The organism is Roseibium sp. ROS1 (genome assembly GCF_054658215.1).
In genome coordinates, this window is record NZ_BAAGIG010000005.1 from 235,699 (window position 1) to 249,207 (window position 13,509).

General features: G+C 58.1%; 14 protein-coding genes. 5 read left to right on the forward strand and 9 right to left on the reverse strand.

Annotation, left to right across the window (positions count from 1 at the left end; genetic code table 11):
* Positions 1 to 2 precede the first annotated feature (2 nt).
* Positions 3 to 707, reverse strand: a complete 705-nt coding sequence (locus ACYQ6M_RS27270; RefSeq protein ID WP_023001484.1) for a Crp/Fnr family transcriptional regulator — start codon at positions 705 to 707, stop codon at positions 3 to 5.
* A 171-nt stretch (positions 708 to 878) separates the two neighbouring features.
* Between ACYQ6M_RS27270 and hemA the strand changes: the two genes are divergently transcribed.
* Both hemA and ACYQ6M_RS27280 read left to right on the forward strand, forming a co-directional pair.
* Entirely contained in the window at positions 879 to 2,102 is a 1,224-nt protein-coding gene (gene hemA, locus ACYQ6M_RS27275; RefSeq protein ID WP_460076758.1) for a 5-aminolevulinate synthase, read from the forward strand.
* Positions 2,103 to 2,318: 216 nt separating this feature from the next.
* Positions 2,319 to 2,702, forward strand: a complete 384-nt coding sequence (locus tag ACYQ6M_RS27280; protein ID WP_023001486.1) for a c-type cytochrome — start codon at positions 2,319 to 2,321, stop codon at positions 2,700 to 2,702.
* 83 nt (positions 2,703 to 2,785) lie between these two features.
* Here ACYQ6M_RS27280 and ACYQ6M_RS27285 read toward each other — a convergent pair whose 3' ends face one another.
* Positions 2,786 to 3,406, reverse strand: a complete 621-nt coding sequence (locus tag ACYQ6M_RS27285) for a gamma carbonic anhydrase family protein (protein ID WP_460076760.1) — start codon at positions 3,404 to 3,406, stop codon at positions 2,786 to 2,788.
* A complete protein-coding gene (locus ACYQ6M_RS27290; protein ID WP_460076762.1) occupies positions 3,403 to 3,921 on the reverse strand; it encodes a MarR family winged helix-turn-helix transcriptional regulator in 519 nt (172 codons plus the stop codon). The genes ACYQ6M_RS27285 and ACYQ6M_RS27290 overlap by 4 nt, the downstream gene beginning before the upstream one ends.
* 1,609 nt (positions 3,922 to 5,530) lie before the next feature.
* Here ACYQ6M_RS27290 and ACYQ6M_RS27295 point away from each other — a divergent pair.
* A complete protein-coding gene (locus tag ACYQ6M_RS27295; RefSeq protein WP_460076765.1) occupies positions 5,531 to 6,637 on the forward strand; it encodes a glycosyltransferase family 4 protein in 1,107 nt (368 codons plus the stop codon).
* Between the two features lie 135 nt (positions 6,638 to 6,772).
* Here ACYQ6M_RS27295 and ACYQ6M_RS27300 read toward each other — a convergent pair whose 3' ends face one another.
* Positions 6,773 to 7,345: a TetR/AcrR family transcriptional regulator gene (locus ACYQ6M_RS27300; protein ID WP_460076767.1), complete on the reverse strand. Its 573-nt coding sequence runs from the start codon at positions 7,343 to 7,345 to the stop codon at positions 6,773 to 6,775.
* A 111-nt stretch (positions 7,346 to 7,456) separates the two neighbouring features.
* Here ACYQ6M_RS27300 and ACYQ6M_RS27305 point away from each other — a divergent pair, with 111 nt between their 5' ends.
* Complete coding sequence (locus tag ACYQ6M_RS27305) at positions 7,457 to 8,647, forward strand: acetyl-CoA C-acyltransferase (RefSeq protein ID WP_460076769.1); 1,191 nt, start codon at positions 7,457 to 7,459, stop codon at positions 8,645 to 8,647.
* A 69-nt stretch (positions 8,648 to 8,716) separates the two neighbouring features.
* The gene (locus ACYQ6M_RS27310; RefSeq protein WP_460076771.1) at positions 8,717 to 9,289 is read left to right on the forward strand and encodes a carboxymuconolactone decarboxylase family protein; all 573 of its coding nucleotides are present in this window, start codon (positions 8,717 to 8,719) and stop codon (positions 9,287 to 9,289) included.
* 73 nt (positions 9,290 to 9,362) lie between these two features.
* Here ACYQ6M_RS27310 and ACYQ6M_RS27315 read toward each other — a convergent pair whose 3' ends face one another.
* From ACYQ6M_RS27315 to ACYQ6M_RS27335, 5 genes are all read right to left on the reverse strand, one after another.
* Positions 9,363 to 9,881: a nucleoside-diphosphate kinase gene (locus tag ACYQ6M_RS27315; protein ID WP_460076773.1), complete on the reverse strand. Its 519-nt coding sequence runs from the start codon at positions 9,879 to 9,881 to the stop codon at positions 9,363 to 9,365.
* Positions 9,882 to 10,064: 183 nt separating this feature from the next.
* Entirely contained in the window at positions 10,065 to 10,511 is a 447-nt protein-coding gene (rnk, locus tag ACYQ6M_RS27320) for a nucleoside diphosphate kinase regulator (protein WP_460076775.1), read from the reverse strand.
* Between the two features lie 352 nt (positions 10,512 to 10,863).
* Positions 10,864 to 11,544 (reverse strand): SGNH/GDSL hydrolase family protein, encoded by a 681-nt coding sequence (locus ACYQ6M_RS27325; RefSeq protein WP_055660766.1) that lies wholly within the window; start codon positions 11,542 to 11,544, stop codon positions 10,864 to 10,866.
* A 29-nt stretch (positions 11,545 to 11,573) separates the two neighbouring features.
* Positions 11,574 to 12,530 carry an ABC transporter permease gene (locus ACYQ6M_RS27330; RefSeq protein WP_023001496.1) on the reverse strand — a complete coding sequence of 319 codons (957 nt, stop codon included), beginning with the start codon at positions 12,528 to 12,530 and terminating at the stop codon, positions 11,574 to 11,576.
* Between the two features lie 2 nt (positions 12,531 to 12,532).
* Complete coding sequence (locus ACYQ6M_RS27335; protein WP_152512205.1) at positions 12,533 to 13,495, reverse strand: ABC transporter permease; 963 nt, start codon at positions 13,493 to 13,495, stop codon at positions 12,533 to 12,535.
* Positions 13,496 to 13,509 lie beyond the last annotated feature (14 nt).

A 13,509-nucleotide genomic window follows, 5' to 3' on the forward strand; every position in this document is an offset into this window, starting at 1 on the left:
GGTCACCCCTTGGTCCAGGCATCCACCGGATCTTCTTCGGAGAAGGCCCGAAGCCGTTCGATATCCTTGATTTCCGCATGATTTCGATTGATGCGGACCCCCGCAGATTTCAACCGCGCAAAAGACCGCGACAGGCTTTCCGGCTTCATGCCGAGACGGCCGGCGATCAGGAACTTGTCGTAAGGCAGGGTTACCTCGCAGCTGCCGCTTTCCTGCTCGCACAATTCCAGCAAGAACTCGGCAACCCGTTGCGGTCCGGTTTGCGCCTTCAACTGCTCCAGCTGCGAAACGAGGGAATGCAGGTGAATGAAGGTCGACGCCACAACGGACACGGCAATGTCCGGGTCCTTGCGCATGGCTTCCAGGATGGCCGTGCTGGGTATGCGCATCACTTCGCAGGCCGTTACCGCTTCCGCCGAAACCGGATAGGCAAGCCCGCGGAAAGCAACCGCTTCACCGAAGCTTTCGCCCTTGGCAAAGACATTCACCACCGCTTCGCCCCCATTGGGTGCGATCCGGTAAAGCTTGACCCAGCCGTCCATGACGATGTGGATTGCCTGGGCTGTCTCGCCATGCAGGAACAACGTCTCACCGCGGTCATATGTCCGCCAGCTCGACATGCCGAGCACCATGTCTCGGATCTCCTGCGGGAAGCTTTTCAGAAGCAGGGAGTTCTGGGCAATTTTCCGCTGGCGGTCGGTTGGCATCGATGAAGGTCCTGGGCAAGTGATATGCAAGAACGTCTAGCCCGACCTGGTGACTTTGCACAATAGCAAGCGCGGACCATCGAGGGATTCTTGCCTTTCTTGACTATTGTCATTCAGCCTGCCCCGCCCCGCAACTAGCGTCTACCGGACACTTGAGAAAGCGGGGACGTCATGGACTATCAAGCCTTTTTCAAAAGCCGTCTTGCAGATCTGAAGCATGACGGAAACTACCGCGTCTTCATCGACCTTCAGCGTAAACGCGGCAATTTTCCGGAAGCGAAGTGGACCAGCGGAGAGAGCACCAAAGATGTCGCCATCTGGTGCTCGAACGATTACCTCGGCATGGGGCAGCACCCGAAGGTTCTGGCAGCCCTGCACGAGGCAGTCGACCGCTGCGGAGCCGGGGCAGGCGGAACCAGAAACATTTCCGGCACGACACACGATCACGTGCTGCTGGAAGCCGAACTCGCCGATCTGCATGGCAAGGAAGCCGCCCTGGTGTTTACATCCGGTTACGTCTCCAACTGGGCGGCGCTCGGTACGCTCGCCTCGCAGATCCCCGACTGCATCGTTTTTTCCGACAGTCTGAACCACGCCTCGATGATCGAGGGAATACGCCACTCGCGCGCCGAAAAGGTGATCTGGAAACACAACGACCTGGAAGACCTGGAAGCCAAATTGCGGGCTGCCGACCCGGCAAAGCCGAAGCTGATCGCCTTTGAGAGCGTCTACTCCATGGATGGGGATATCGCGCCGATTTCACAGATCTGCGATCTTGCAGACCGATTTGGCGCCATGACCTACCTGGACGAGGTCCATGCCGTCGGCCTTTATGGGCCGCGCGGTGGCGGTATCGCAGAGCAGGAAGGCGTGATGGACCGCCTGACCGTCATCGAAGGCACCCTTGGCAAGGCCTTCGGCGTTGTCGGAGGATATATCGCAGCTTCTGCCGAACTTTGCGATTTCGTGCGCAGTTTTGCCAGCGGCTTCATCTTCACCACAGCCCTTCCCCCCGCGATCGCGGCAGCGGCAGCGGCGTCCATCAGGCATTTGAAGGAAAGTTCGGTGGAACGGGAGGCCCACAAGGCCATCGTCGCGAAGGTTCGGCGGCGTCTCGATACGCTCGGCATTCCACATGTCGACAATCCCAGCCACATCATACCGGTAATCGTCGGCAATCCGGCCAAGTGCAAATTCCTGTCGGACACGCTCCTGGAGGATTTCGGCATCTACATCCAGCCGATCAACTACCCGACCGTTCCAAAGGGAACCGAGAGGCTTCGGATTACCCCGTCGCCGGTTCATACATCCGGGGATGTCGACCGGCTGGTCTGCGCACTTCACTCGCTTTGGTCGCAATGCCAGCTGGCAAGACAGCCCGTTGCCGCCGAATAGCCGGGGGCTCGCTTGACGGATGTCAAGGATGTGAAAGGCAATCACCGGCTTTCTGGCGTCGCACCCTCACCATGACCTCGTCCGTCCGACAATGAGGCCTGGGGACGGACCGGTCAGGCCGGGCAAACATGGTTTGCCCGGCCACCACGAAAACCCACCGCGGCCGTCCGCCGGCCGTATCGTCGGCAATGTGCCGGCAACAGGAAAGGAAACATCATGAGAAAGACACTCACCTGCCTTGTCACGCTAGCGGGTCTCTTCGCGGCGGCTCCTGCCTGGGCTGACGGCGACGCTGCTGCCGGCGAAAAGATCTTCAAGAAATGCCAGGCCTGCCATGCTGTCGGCGACGGTGCCAAGAACAAGGTTGGCCCGGCGCTGAACGGGATTGTCGGCGCGCCTGCAGGCCAGGTCGAAGGCTATAAATATTCCGCCAGCATGACCGAAAAGGCTGACGGCGGACTGGTCTGGGACGAAGAAACCCTGACGGCCTATCTGCACAAGCCAAAGGAAGTCGTCCCCAAGACAAAGATGTCCTTCGCCGGGCTGCGCAAGGACGAGGAAATTGAGAACGTCATCGCCTACCTGAAGACGTTTCAATAAGCGGATTGCAACGGGCACACCGGGCTCGCGCCGTTAACTCAGGCGCGGTCCGGTCGTGGCCTACCCATCAGTAATTCCTGGGCTCAAAAGCCCGGCACACTTGGTGCACCGGCCGCGGTTACCTGACGTTCCCCCAGGCTTTCCGAAAGCCGTTGGGTGATGGTTTTCATCACGTCGGGAGCGTTTCTGTCGACGCCATAGACAAACCCCGGAAAGTCGAGCGGCTTCTGGATCGTCCAGATGGCTTCATGCTGGTCTGCCGACAGGATCCGGGCCGGTTCACCGACAGCGACCCATCCAATCGGAACGGTCGATCCGGGTTCCAGCCGCGTGCGAAGGTGAACCGTGCCGTTGACGCGAACCTCCGACCCGTGCCCCACCTGCGCGCCATGGAAAACGGCAGCTCCGGTTGCGATGAAGACTTCATCCTCGATTTCCGCGCCGACAACATGAGTGTTCGGGCCGATCAGACAATGATCTCCGATTTTGCAATCGTGACGGGACGTTGCGCGGATCACGGCGTTTTCGAGCACGATACAGTTTCGGCCGATACGGATTGTGCCGCCGCCTTCCGCCACCAGCCGGGCACCATTCATGATCCTGCTGCCCGCACAGATTCTGACATCGCCCGCAACCGTTGCGTCGGGCGCAACCCATGCATCCGGATCGATGAAAGGTGAGACGTTTCCTTCAGACGTGCTCATAGCCGCTCCTGCGCTTTCTCGATTTCGCTTGCCTTGCAGCCAATCGGGCAAACATCGGCGCTGCACAGGTTATGCTCGCACAGCCGGCAAGTTGTTCTGGCAAAGGATCGCGATGTCGTCGCCTCTTCAAGAACCTTGTCCAGCAGCAAAACGAACCGGTTCCGGTCTGTCTCGGGCAAGGCGCCAAGCAAACCGTCCAAAGCGGCCAGCCGGCGCAACTGCAACGCTTCGGCCTCATCGTGCCCCGCCTTTGTCAGGCTGAGCGGGGTGACGCGCCCTACCTGCTCGCCGCGCTTGATCAACGCCTGTCGTTCCAGCCCGTCTATCAACCTGACGGCAGTCGGTTGACTGACGCCGACGACCGTTGCGATTTCACTCGTCGTCAACCCGGGCTTGAAGTGAAGCATCGACAGAACGGCCGCGGCGCTTGGCGACAATGGTCCCAGCGCCGCATCTGTCCGGTCGCGGATCAAAGTGCCGAGGGCACCCAGTTTGTTGGCGTCCAATAATTGCATAGCCTATGCATATATTAATTTCTCTCCTTGTCAACGTCCATGTCCGCCTCCGCCAATACAAACTCTTCGCGCTCATAACGCCACGCAAGATCCGATGCGCTGGAACAAGAAACGCCTGAAGGGTGCCCCCAAGAGGTCTTCTCATTTCGAAGAATTCAAAAAGGCAATACCTCGGAGGCTTCTTCTTGTGTCCACTCTGAAGGCATGTCCGACAGCTTGAAACGCAAACCTTGGATGCAATTTCGTGCCGAACGGAGTGTCAGCTGGCTGCTGTGACGTTTCGATAAAAACAGGGCCTTCCCACTTTGTCTGTATTCGACGAACGAGTTGCGAATACATTTTCCGGAACACTCTGAAACCTGACTATTCAGTACGTGTCTTGTTTCACAAACCTGACAAAGTCTAGCGTCTCGATAAATTGACCTAGGTATTGCGATATCTAATGTAAATTATTTTCTTCACCCAATTCACATCAAGAATTATTCTTGAATTACTGCAAGCTTCGCATTGTCAAACTAAAGATTATTGCCTTCTTGAAGATTAATCGCGTTGACGAACTTTGCGATTAAAAGGTCTCAGGCCTCTCGGAAAAACTTTCGACATTCAAAGCTTTCCCTGCGTAGCGTTAATGGTGTATTATTTGTTAATATAGGGCGGATGGTTAATTATCATTTTTTTCTTCGCTCCAGTGCGGCAAGTTCAGGTAGTGGGTTGGGCAACCTGACAGCACGGTGAGGGAAGTGGCATCGTCCGATCTGCGAGCATGGAGAGTGCTCGTAGAAAAATGCGCAAGACCACGTTTGGAATGGCAGCTATTGCAATTTGATTTTGGAAAGTTTCCTAAAGGAAAACGACATTAACACGGAAGGTTCTATTTCAATTTAGAAAACAACAAAGCTTAGGCAACACAAGAAGATCCCAAAAGTAGTTGCTTCCTGATTGATAAGGAATGCCAACCATACGGTTGGTGGCAACGCTATATTTTTTACAGTGTATTTCTCGGTGGATATTCTTTTTACAGCTCATCACGGGCAAGCGAAATCCACCTTCAGCGTAATACGTCCTGTAAATCCATAGCTATAGATAATTCATACAAGAATAAAATTCGCTTCCAATTGAATATGGTGGGGTGACATGGGCAAGGTACATAGTAAATCTATCGGTCAATTATCCGCTGAAGCGTTCCCTTTAAGACGTCAAGCCAGAATTACGCGGACGAATGGAAGGGGACACAACAAAACTGCAGCGGAAGTAACGCTTGATACGGCCCGGCTTGATGGCTCTGCGTCGGCACTGACCCTCGGCAACGGCATTCACTGGGGTTTCGCCGCCCCGCATGAGTGCGCGCGGAGACATGGTGCGACCTCCGGACACCAAAGTCCCGTCAAGCAAAACAGGACCTGCACTACGGTCTTCCTTTCTTCAAATCATCACTAAAAGCCGATCTGAAGGGAAGCGTTACAATGACGCCAAAGCTTACCCGTATGGTCATCGTCGACGAGCATCAAGTGATGGTTGCTGGAGGCCGGGGCCACATCGCACATTCAGAGACTAATAGGCATCCGACATCGAAAGGCTTCACCAGCCCCGCAGCGAGAAAGGATCCGTAATGCGTGTTGTGTTTGTTCTTGCGGGCCTCGGAGCAGGCGGTGCTGAAAAAGTCGTCAACCTGCTGGCGCACCACCGCCTTGCCGCTGGCGACGATGTACATGTGATCGCCCTGAATGCGACCGATGCCACCTCTTATTTTTCCTATGACCCCAGGATTCAGGTCGAAGGGCTAACCCGCACCGGCAAAAATTCTCGGCATTTTGTCACCATGCAACGGGTAAAGGATCTGCGCAGGCGCTTTGCAAGGATCAGACCGGATATGGTCGTCTCCTTCCTGACCAAGATCAACGTCATCACCGTTCTTGCGACCGCAGGTACCGGCACGCCGACGATCATATCCGAACGCAACAATTTTGATGTTCAGCAAATGAGCCGCTTCTGGCGCTGGTCTCGGCCGATGGCGGCCTTTGCAGCGACCAGTATCGTCGTCATGACGGAGCGCGCGCGTGCAAGACAACCCGCCCGCGTTCGCAAAAAAACCATCGTTATTCCAAATCCGGTCACACCGCTGCCGCGCGCCATGCCGCTGCCCGATGCAGGTCGCAGGGTGGTCGCGGTAGGACGGCTGGACCGACAGAAAGGCTTTGATATCCTCATCGCCAGCTTTGCCCAGGTAGTGGAACGCGTCCCTGATGCGGTGTTGACGATCTATGGCGAAGGGCCGGAGCGGTCCGCACTCGAAAAGCAGATTTCCGACCTTGGGCTGCAGGAAGTCGTCCGTCTTGCGGGTGTCACGCAAGTTCCTGGCGAATGGGTATCACCCGGCGACGTATTTGCCCTGAGTTCGCGCTTCGAAGGTTTCGCGAATGTCGTCCTCGAGGCAATGTCGAGCGGGATGGCCGTTGTGTCCGTCGACTGCCCGTGGGGTCCCAGCGAAATCGTGCAGGACGGAACCACCGGTCTACTCGTGCCGATGGGTAGCAAGGAGGCACTTGCTACGGCGATCACTCGGGTCCTTACCGACCCTGAGCTGCGCGGATCTTTTTGCGAGGCCGGCCCACCTTCGCTGGACCGCTTTTCCACGGCAACCGTCCTGGCCAAATGGGACGAGACAATTTCTCAAGCCGCAGGCCGTCCTCCATTGACGGTTTTTGCCGATGCTTGACATGGGGTTCATTGGCACCAAAACGACCATGTATGCCAATTTCCGGTTTCACCTAATGGCCGTGCCGCCCTTGAGCGCAAAACAGGTCTCGCACACCACAACGGTGAAAAGGCGCATGAGACGCCGGGGCATTGCCTATTTGGCGCGCCCTGGCGCTGGTTCCAGAATCGCACAATCGAGAACTTCCTGGCTTAACGCCCCCTCCCCGACAGCCCGTGACAGGACAAGCGCTCCGACCATGCCAGTGATCAGCCGAATTGCCTCACAGCGGGACTGGGCACTTTCGGCGCGGGTGTCGGTCAGCAGGGTGATGGATTTCTCAACGGCTTCACAAAACGCATCCTGAAGATCCTTGCCGTGACGCGGGGCTTCGGCCGCCAACGCGGCATAAGCGCAACCTGCGTCACGCCTGTCGACATGTTCCCGGGATAGATACCAGCGTCGTAGAGCGTTCAAAGGGTCGTCCTGGTGACCTTCAACAACGGATTGCCAGGCGACGAGATTTTCGTCCAGCGCCTGCTGTGTTGCTTCGGTGATGATGGCGTCCTTGTCGGCAAATTGCTTGTAGAAGCCACCCTGCGTCAGCCCGGCAGCTTTCATCAGTCCTGCGATACCGATCCCGTCGTAGCCGTGTTCCCGAAACTGTCTGCTCGCGGTTTTCACGACGTTCTCGCGGTTTCTGGCTGCCGTTTCCCTGCTGACACGCATTTCCACCTCCGTTGGCTGTTGGAATCGTAATTCGGATTACGATCCAAATCTATTCTTGATTTTATAAATTATGATCATAATCTAATTCTGGACGCCAACCAGGAGATACCCATGAGCGAACCCGATCCGATCGTTATCTGCGCCGCCAGACGCACACCGCTAGGTGCTTTCATGGGGGCCTTGAGCCCCGTAGCAGCTCCAAAGCTCGCCGCGGCAGCGATTGAAGCAGCACTTGAGGATGCGGGAGCTGGGCGAGACTCGATCAGTGAAGTTCTGATGGGCTGCGTTCTTCCTGCCGGTCAGGGACAGGCTCCGGCCCGGCAGGCGGCCCGTGCAGCCGGTCTTTCCGACCACACGGGCGCAACCACACTCAACAAGGTTTGCGGTTCCGGCATGAAGGCCATCATGCTCGCACACGATCTCCTGATTTCCCGATCAGCAGACATCGTCGTTGCAGGCGGCATGGAATCGATGTCGAACGCACCCTTCCTGTTGCCGCAAATGCGCGCGGGTCGAAAGTTCGGCAGCAGCGAGGTACTTGACCACATGATGCGCGACGGCCTGGAGGATGCCTATGAGGCCGGCCGGCCGATGGGGTCTTTCGGAGAAGCGGCCGCTGAAAAATACGGTTTCACTCGCGCCGACCAGGACGCCTTTGCCCAGGAAACGCTCGTCCGTGCGCAAAAGGCGGTGACCGGCGGTGCCTTCCGGGATGAAATCGTCCCTCTTGAGGTCGCAGGCCGCAAAAGCACGGTCACTATCGAGGACGATGAAATCCCGGGACGGGTCGATCCGGAAAAAATCCCTAGGCTTCGCCCGGCCTTTTCTGAAAACGGCACCATCACAGCTGCCAGTGCCTCGGCCAATGCGGACGGTGCCGCGGCACTGGTTCTGACCCGCAAGAGCTATGCGCAAGCCAACGGACTGCCGGTATTAGCAATCGTGCGTGGCCACGCGACCCATTCGCAGGACCCGGCCTGGTACACGACCGCGCCGATCCCGGCGATCCTCAAACTTCTGGATCGCACCGGCTGGTCTGCCGATGACGTCGACCTCTGGGAGATCAACGAAGCCTTCGCGGTGGTCGCAATGGCTGCCGCACATGACATCGGCATTCCGCGCGAGAAGCTGAACGTCAACGGCGGCGCCTGCGCACTCGGCCACCCGATCGGCGCGACCGGTGCCCGGCTGGTTGTCACGCTTATTCATGCCTTGAAAGCTCGTGGAGCTCAGCGCGGCGTTGCAGCGCTCTGCATCGGCGGCGGCGAAGCCACCGCGCTGGCCATCGAACTCTCCGCCTGAACACTTTTGAACGCGCAGGACTAACGGCAGCGCATTCCCCCGATTTCAAACTGACAAGAGACAATCTTCATGACCGAATTTGAAATCCACACGGCACAAACGGCGCCGGATCGCAGCAAACCCTTGCTCGAACAAACAAAGGCTGCCTTCGGGGTCGTGCCCAACCTCCATGCGGTCATGGCGGAAGCTCCGGGCCTGATGGAAGGGTATCTGGTTCTTCACCGGCTTTTTCTGGAAAGTAGCTTCACGGACGAGGAAAAGACTGTTGTCTGGCAGTCGATAAACGTCGAGCACGATTGTCACTACTGCGTCCCCTCCCACACCGGCATCGCAAAGCGAATGGGCGTTGATGATGCGGTCTCGGACGCCTTGCGCAACGAAACGTCATTGCCAACACCCAGGCTTGAAGCGCTTCGCCGGTTCACGCTGCAGATGGTTCGCGAGCGCGGATCGGCCGGCGACCAGCAGGTGGAGGCGTTTCTGGCTGCCGGTTTCACCAGCCGGCAGGTTCTCGAAGTCGTGCTTGCCATCTCCCAGAAGGTGATGAGCAATTACACCAACAAGCTGGCCGATACGCCGGTCGAGCCGTATTTCGAGCAATTCGCCTGGCAACGCACGCCGGCAGCAGAGCTCGTCAGCTGAGAGGGTGACGGGCAAAACCAATTCCTCACAGTCGCCCGGCATATGGCGCCGGGCGACAGTAGATCGTGCATTTTTACCGGTGCAAGTGAACGAGATTGCCCTCTGCGTCGTCATCCGAGCTGTGAACAAGATGCAGAAATGACCTGCCTTGCCGTCTGCCGGATATCGGACGTTGCGGCACATCCAAGCAAACACCACCCATCGCTTCTGGTTGGTAGGCAACCCCGATCACCGTGAGTGTCCTGCTCTGACGAACAAGGCCCGTTAGCTCAATGCTCTGCTTTTCCGACATGCCAAGCAGGGCCATTCCCGTTGTCGTCGTGATCGGCAAGGTGAGGCCGACAAGACTGTCGGCTTCATCGGGAATGACCACCCTTGTGTCGGGTGCATGATCGTCCACTTGGAAGGTCACGCGGCTGTTCATGGTGACGACGTTCACCGGGATCTCCGATGAGGGCACTACGTGGGCTTGCGCCAATTTCCGGCGCAGCAGGGAAACAAACGGCGTATTGGTTCGCGGGCATTGCGACACCATTCTGGTCAAAGTCGCGTAGTCCTTGTTGGTGAAGATAAACTGCTTTGGTTCGCGCATGCGGTGTCTCCTTCGGCCCCGCTTTGGCAAAGGCCGGTGTTGGAACTGATTTCAGCTTCAAGACTGTTCCCCCTGTCCGGCCATCTCGGGTGCGAGAGACCGGCAGGGGCTAAGTTCCTGCGAGAAGACTGCCTGCATGATCCAGGAAACGGGGTTTGTGAAACGGCGAGCCGGAATTCATGACTAGCCGCGATCCGGGCTCTGCAACTCCGGACCTCCACCGACGAGCGGCGGCTGGCTGACCGACACGACGGTTAGGCGATGCCGACGTCCGTCGTTTGCACACCAGGTGATCGACTGGCCCGCGGAAAGGCCAATGAGGGCGGTGCCGATGGGTGTCAGGATGGAAATCCTGCCGTTTGCGATATCCGCGTCACCCGGAAAGACCAGCTGCACGATCTTTTCGTCCGTATCGTCGGTTCTGAACCGGACGACGGAACCCATTCTCACACTATCGGCAGGCAACGCCCCATCAGGGACGAGTCTGGCCCGGCTCAATTCGGCCAGGAGATCCTCCGTGACACTTGGCAATCGAGTTTCAAACGAGGAAGCGAGGCCTTCCAGCCGTTCATAGTCGGTTGTGCCGATGACGATGTCAGGCTTCGAAGCAAAATCAGTCAGTTCGCGCATAAAGTCCCCCTTGCCGGGTACCTTCAGGCACCAATGGACGGAACACGTCCGGACGGCGGAGTTAAGTCTCAAGATGTGGTGATTTGTGCGCTTCGATGATTTCGACCGGCAGGACCGGTTCCTGTTGCATCATCTCAAGTGTTTACCCCGAGGCTCGGGGCGCATGACAGCCGAGCCGGGGGCTACTCTCCCGCTTTGGGGATAGCTCTGAAATCTCGTTTGTAGCTGGTCGCGGCGGCTTTGTTCATGACGGGATAGTTGCGAAGAATTTCATGCAAAGTCAAGCCGCCCGCACATGCTTTGGCTAGACTGGCGGGCGGCAAGGAGAGTTGTCAGGTCTGAACCAGGAGTATCAAGCCGCTTCGGCCTGCTGCCGGTCCAGGATCTCCCGAACCTTTCCGGCAATGGCCTTGCCCAGGTCGATGTTGTTCTGGGCCGTGAAATGAATGCCGTCGCAGCCGTCAGTGGTGATGTGGTCAGCCGCGCTGAGGAAATCGACCTTCATGAAATCGGCCATGTTCCGGTATTGCTCTGCCAGCGCCGCCGACTTTTCGTGGGCCCCGCCAAACATGCCCTGGAAATAGGGATGCGGCATAGGCGTCAGGGGCGGCGGTGCAACGACAAGGCACTTTGGCGCCGGATAAGGCGTGCCGATGCCGCCACCACATGTCAGCACCTGCCCGACCAGCTTCGACATGCCATAGGCAATGTCATAGGGCGTGCGATTGAAGAACGGCTTGGTGTCGTTGGTTCCCAGAAGAATGATCGCCAGATCCAGCGGCAGGTGGCTGGCCAGGGCCGACGGCAGGTACTGGCTGCCGTTCAGACGGGGATCGTTGGGATCATCGGCGCTCGTCGTGCGGGCACTGAGGCCTTCTTCGATAATCCGGTACCCTTCGCCCAGCTCGGCGGCCATTGCCCCCGTCCAGCGCTGTTCATAAGGGTAGCGCATTGTCGGGGCGCCTTCGACGACGGGGATCCAGCCCCAGGTCAGCGAATCCCCAAAGCAAAGTATCGACTTTTCGTTTGCCATTGTTTCCTCCTCAAATTTTACGGAAAGGCTCAATTGGATCTGGACGTTCTGATGCCGTAGAAGATGGCGGCGAGCAGGATGATCAGCCCCTGGGCAATGAGCTTGCCCGGGTCATCGATGCCGAAGGTGGTCATCACCACGAACAGGAGGGCGAAGGACAGGACCCCGAAGAACGGGCCCCAGACCCCGCCTTCGCCCCGGCCAAAAACGACCCCGCCGAGAATGGTTGCAGCCACCGCCAGGATAGGCAGATCGAGCCCAACCCGGACACTGCCGACCGCGATGGAGGCGGTTTGCACCAGGGCTGCAACCGCTGCGATGAAACCGGCCAACGTGTGGGCAAGAATGACGGTCCGCTCGACCGGTACCCCTGAAAAATGTGCGGCTTCCGGGTTCTCGCCGACCGAAGTGACATATCTGCCGAACACCGTCTTTGAGAGAAACAGCGCCATCACCACGGTCAGGGCGAACCAGAACAGCACCGGAACCGGGGCCGGGCCCCATTTGATGTTGTAGATGTCGTTCAGGTAGGACGGCACGTCGCCGGGTGGTTTGCCGCTTGAAAGATACTGCACGAACCCGACCAGGATGATGCTGACCGCCAGTGTGACGATAACCGCAGAAACCCGGCGCTTGCCGATCATCCAGCCGTTGAAGAGGCCGATCGCGGTACCGGTTGCCAGACTAAGCCCGATGAAGAACGGCATCGACGCCCCGGGAAAGATCCCCGAGGAAATGAAATAGTTGACCAACAGGATGATGCCACCGCCGGAAAGGTCGATGCTCTTCACGCGCATCACCAGCAACTGAGCCAGTACCAGCACGCCGAGCGGCGCCACCTGGCGAATGAAGATGCCCATGATATTGGCGTTGAGCATGTGCGGCCTGGCAATCCAGAGCGTGATCAGCAGGATGGCGAACACGTAGTACGCCGGCGGAACACGCAGCAGGCGCTGCAGGAAAGGATGCTTCACGATCGCAGACATGATCAAAGCCCTATCTTCTTGCGGGTCTGTAGCCCCACGACCAGGAGCAGGAGACCGCCCTTGATCGCGGTCTGGATGAAGGGCGACACGTTGGTGAGGTTCATGCCGTTGGACAGGAGCGCCAGGACCAGTGCCCCGATCACCGTGCCCTGCAGGCTGCCGATACCGCCGGAGAGCTGTGTTCCGCCGACGGCGACGGCGGTAATCGCATCCAGTTCGAACAAGAGACCGACATTGGGATCGCCCGAAACAATCCGGCCGGCCAGGAAGACACCGGCAAGGGCCGCAAAACACGAACAGGCGACATAGGCGAGCAGGATGTTGCGACGATCCGGCACGCCGAAATTGCGAGCAGCATCCGGCGTGCCGTTTGCAACTCCGCCGCCGATCGCAAACAGATGCAGGCCGAAGCGCGATCCATGCAGCAGTTTCCAGGCCACCAGAACCACCGCGACACCCCAGAACACCGGCATCGGCACTCCGAGAAACGTGCCGCCGACCGACTGGATGACGATATCCGGCACGGTGCCTCCGGAAACCGGACGCAGGATGCGCGTGATGCCCAGAATGACATATTGCATTGCCAGCGTTGCGATGATCGGGTGGACATTCAGCCGGGTGATCACAAGGCCGTTGCTGAGGCCGACCAATACGGCGAACAGGAAAACCGCCGGTATCGTCACGTAGCCGGGCGCATCAAGCGCCAGAATGGCCGTCGTGAAGCTGATGAGGGAGCCCACCGACAGATCGAGGCCGCCCACCACAACCACAAACATCTGGCCAATGGCCGTGATGACCAACGGCATCGCCTGGGCAATCAGGTTGAAGAGGTTTTCAGAACCGAGAAACTGGTCGGTGCGAAGACCGAGATAAACGCTGATGGCAATGGCGATCAGCAAGGGCAGCATCCACAAACCCTGCCGGCCTTTCGGCTGCGTCAATCTCGCGAGAAATGCTTGTGTCATGATCACTTCAATCT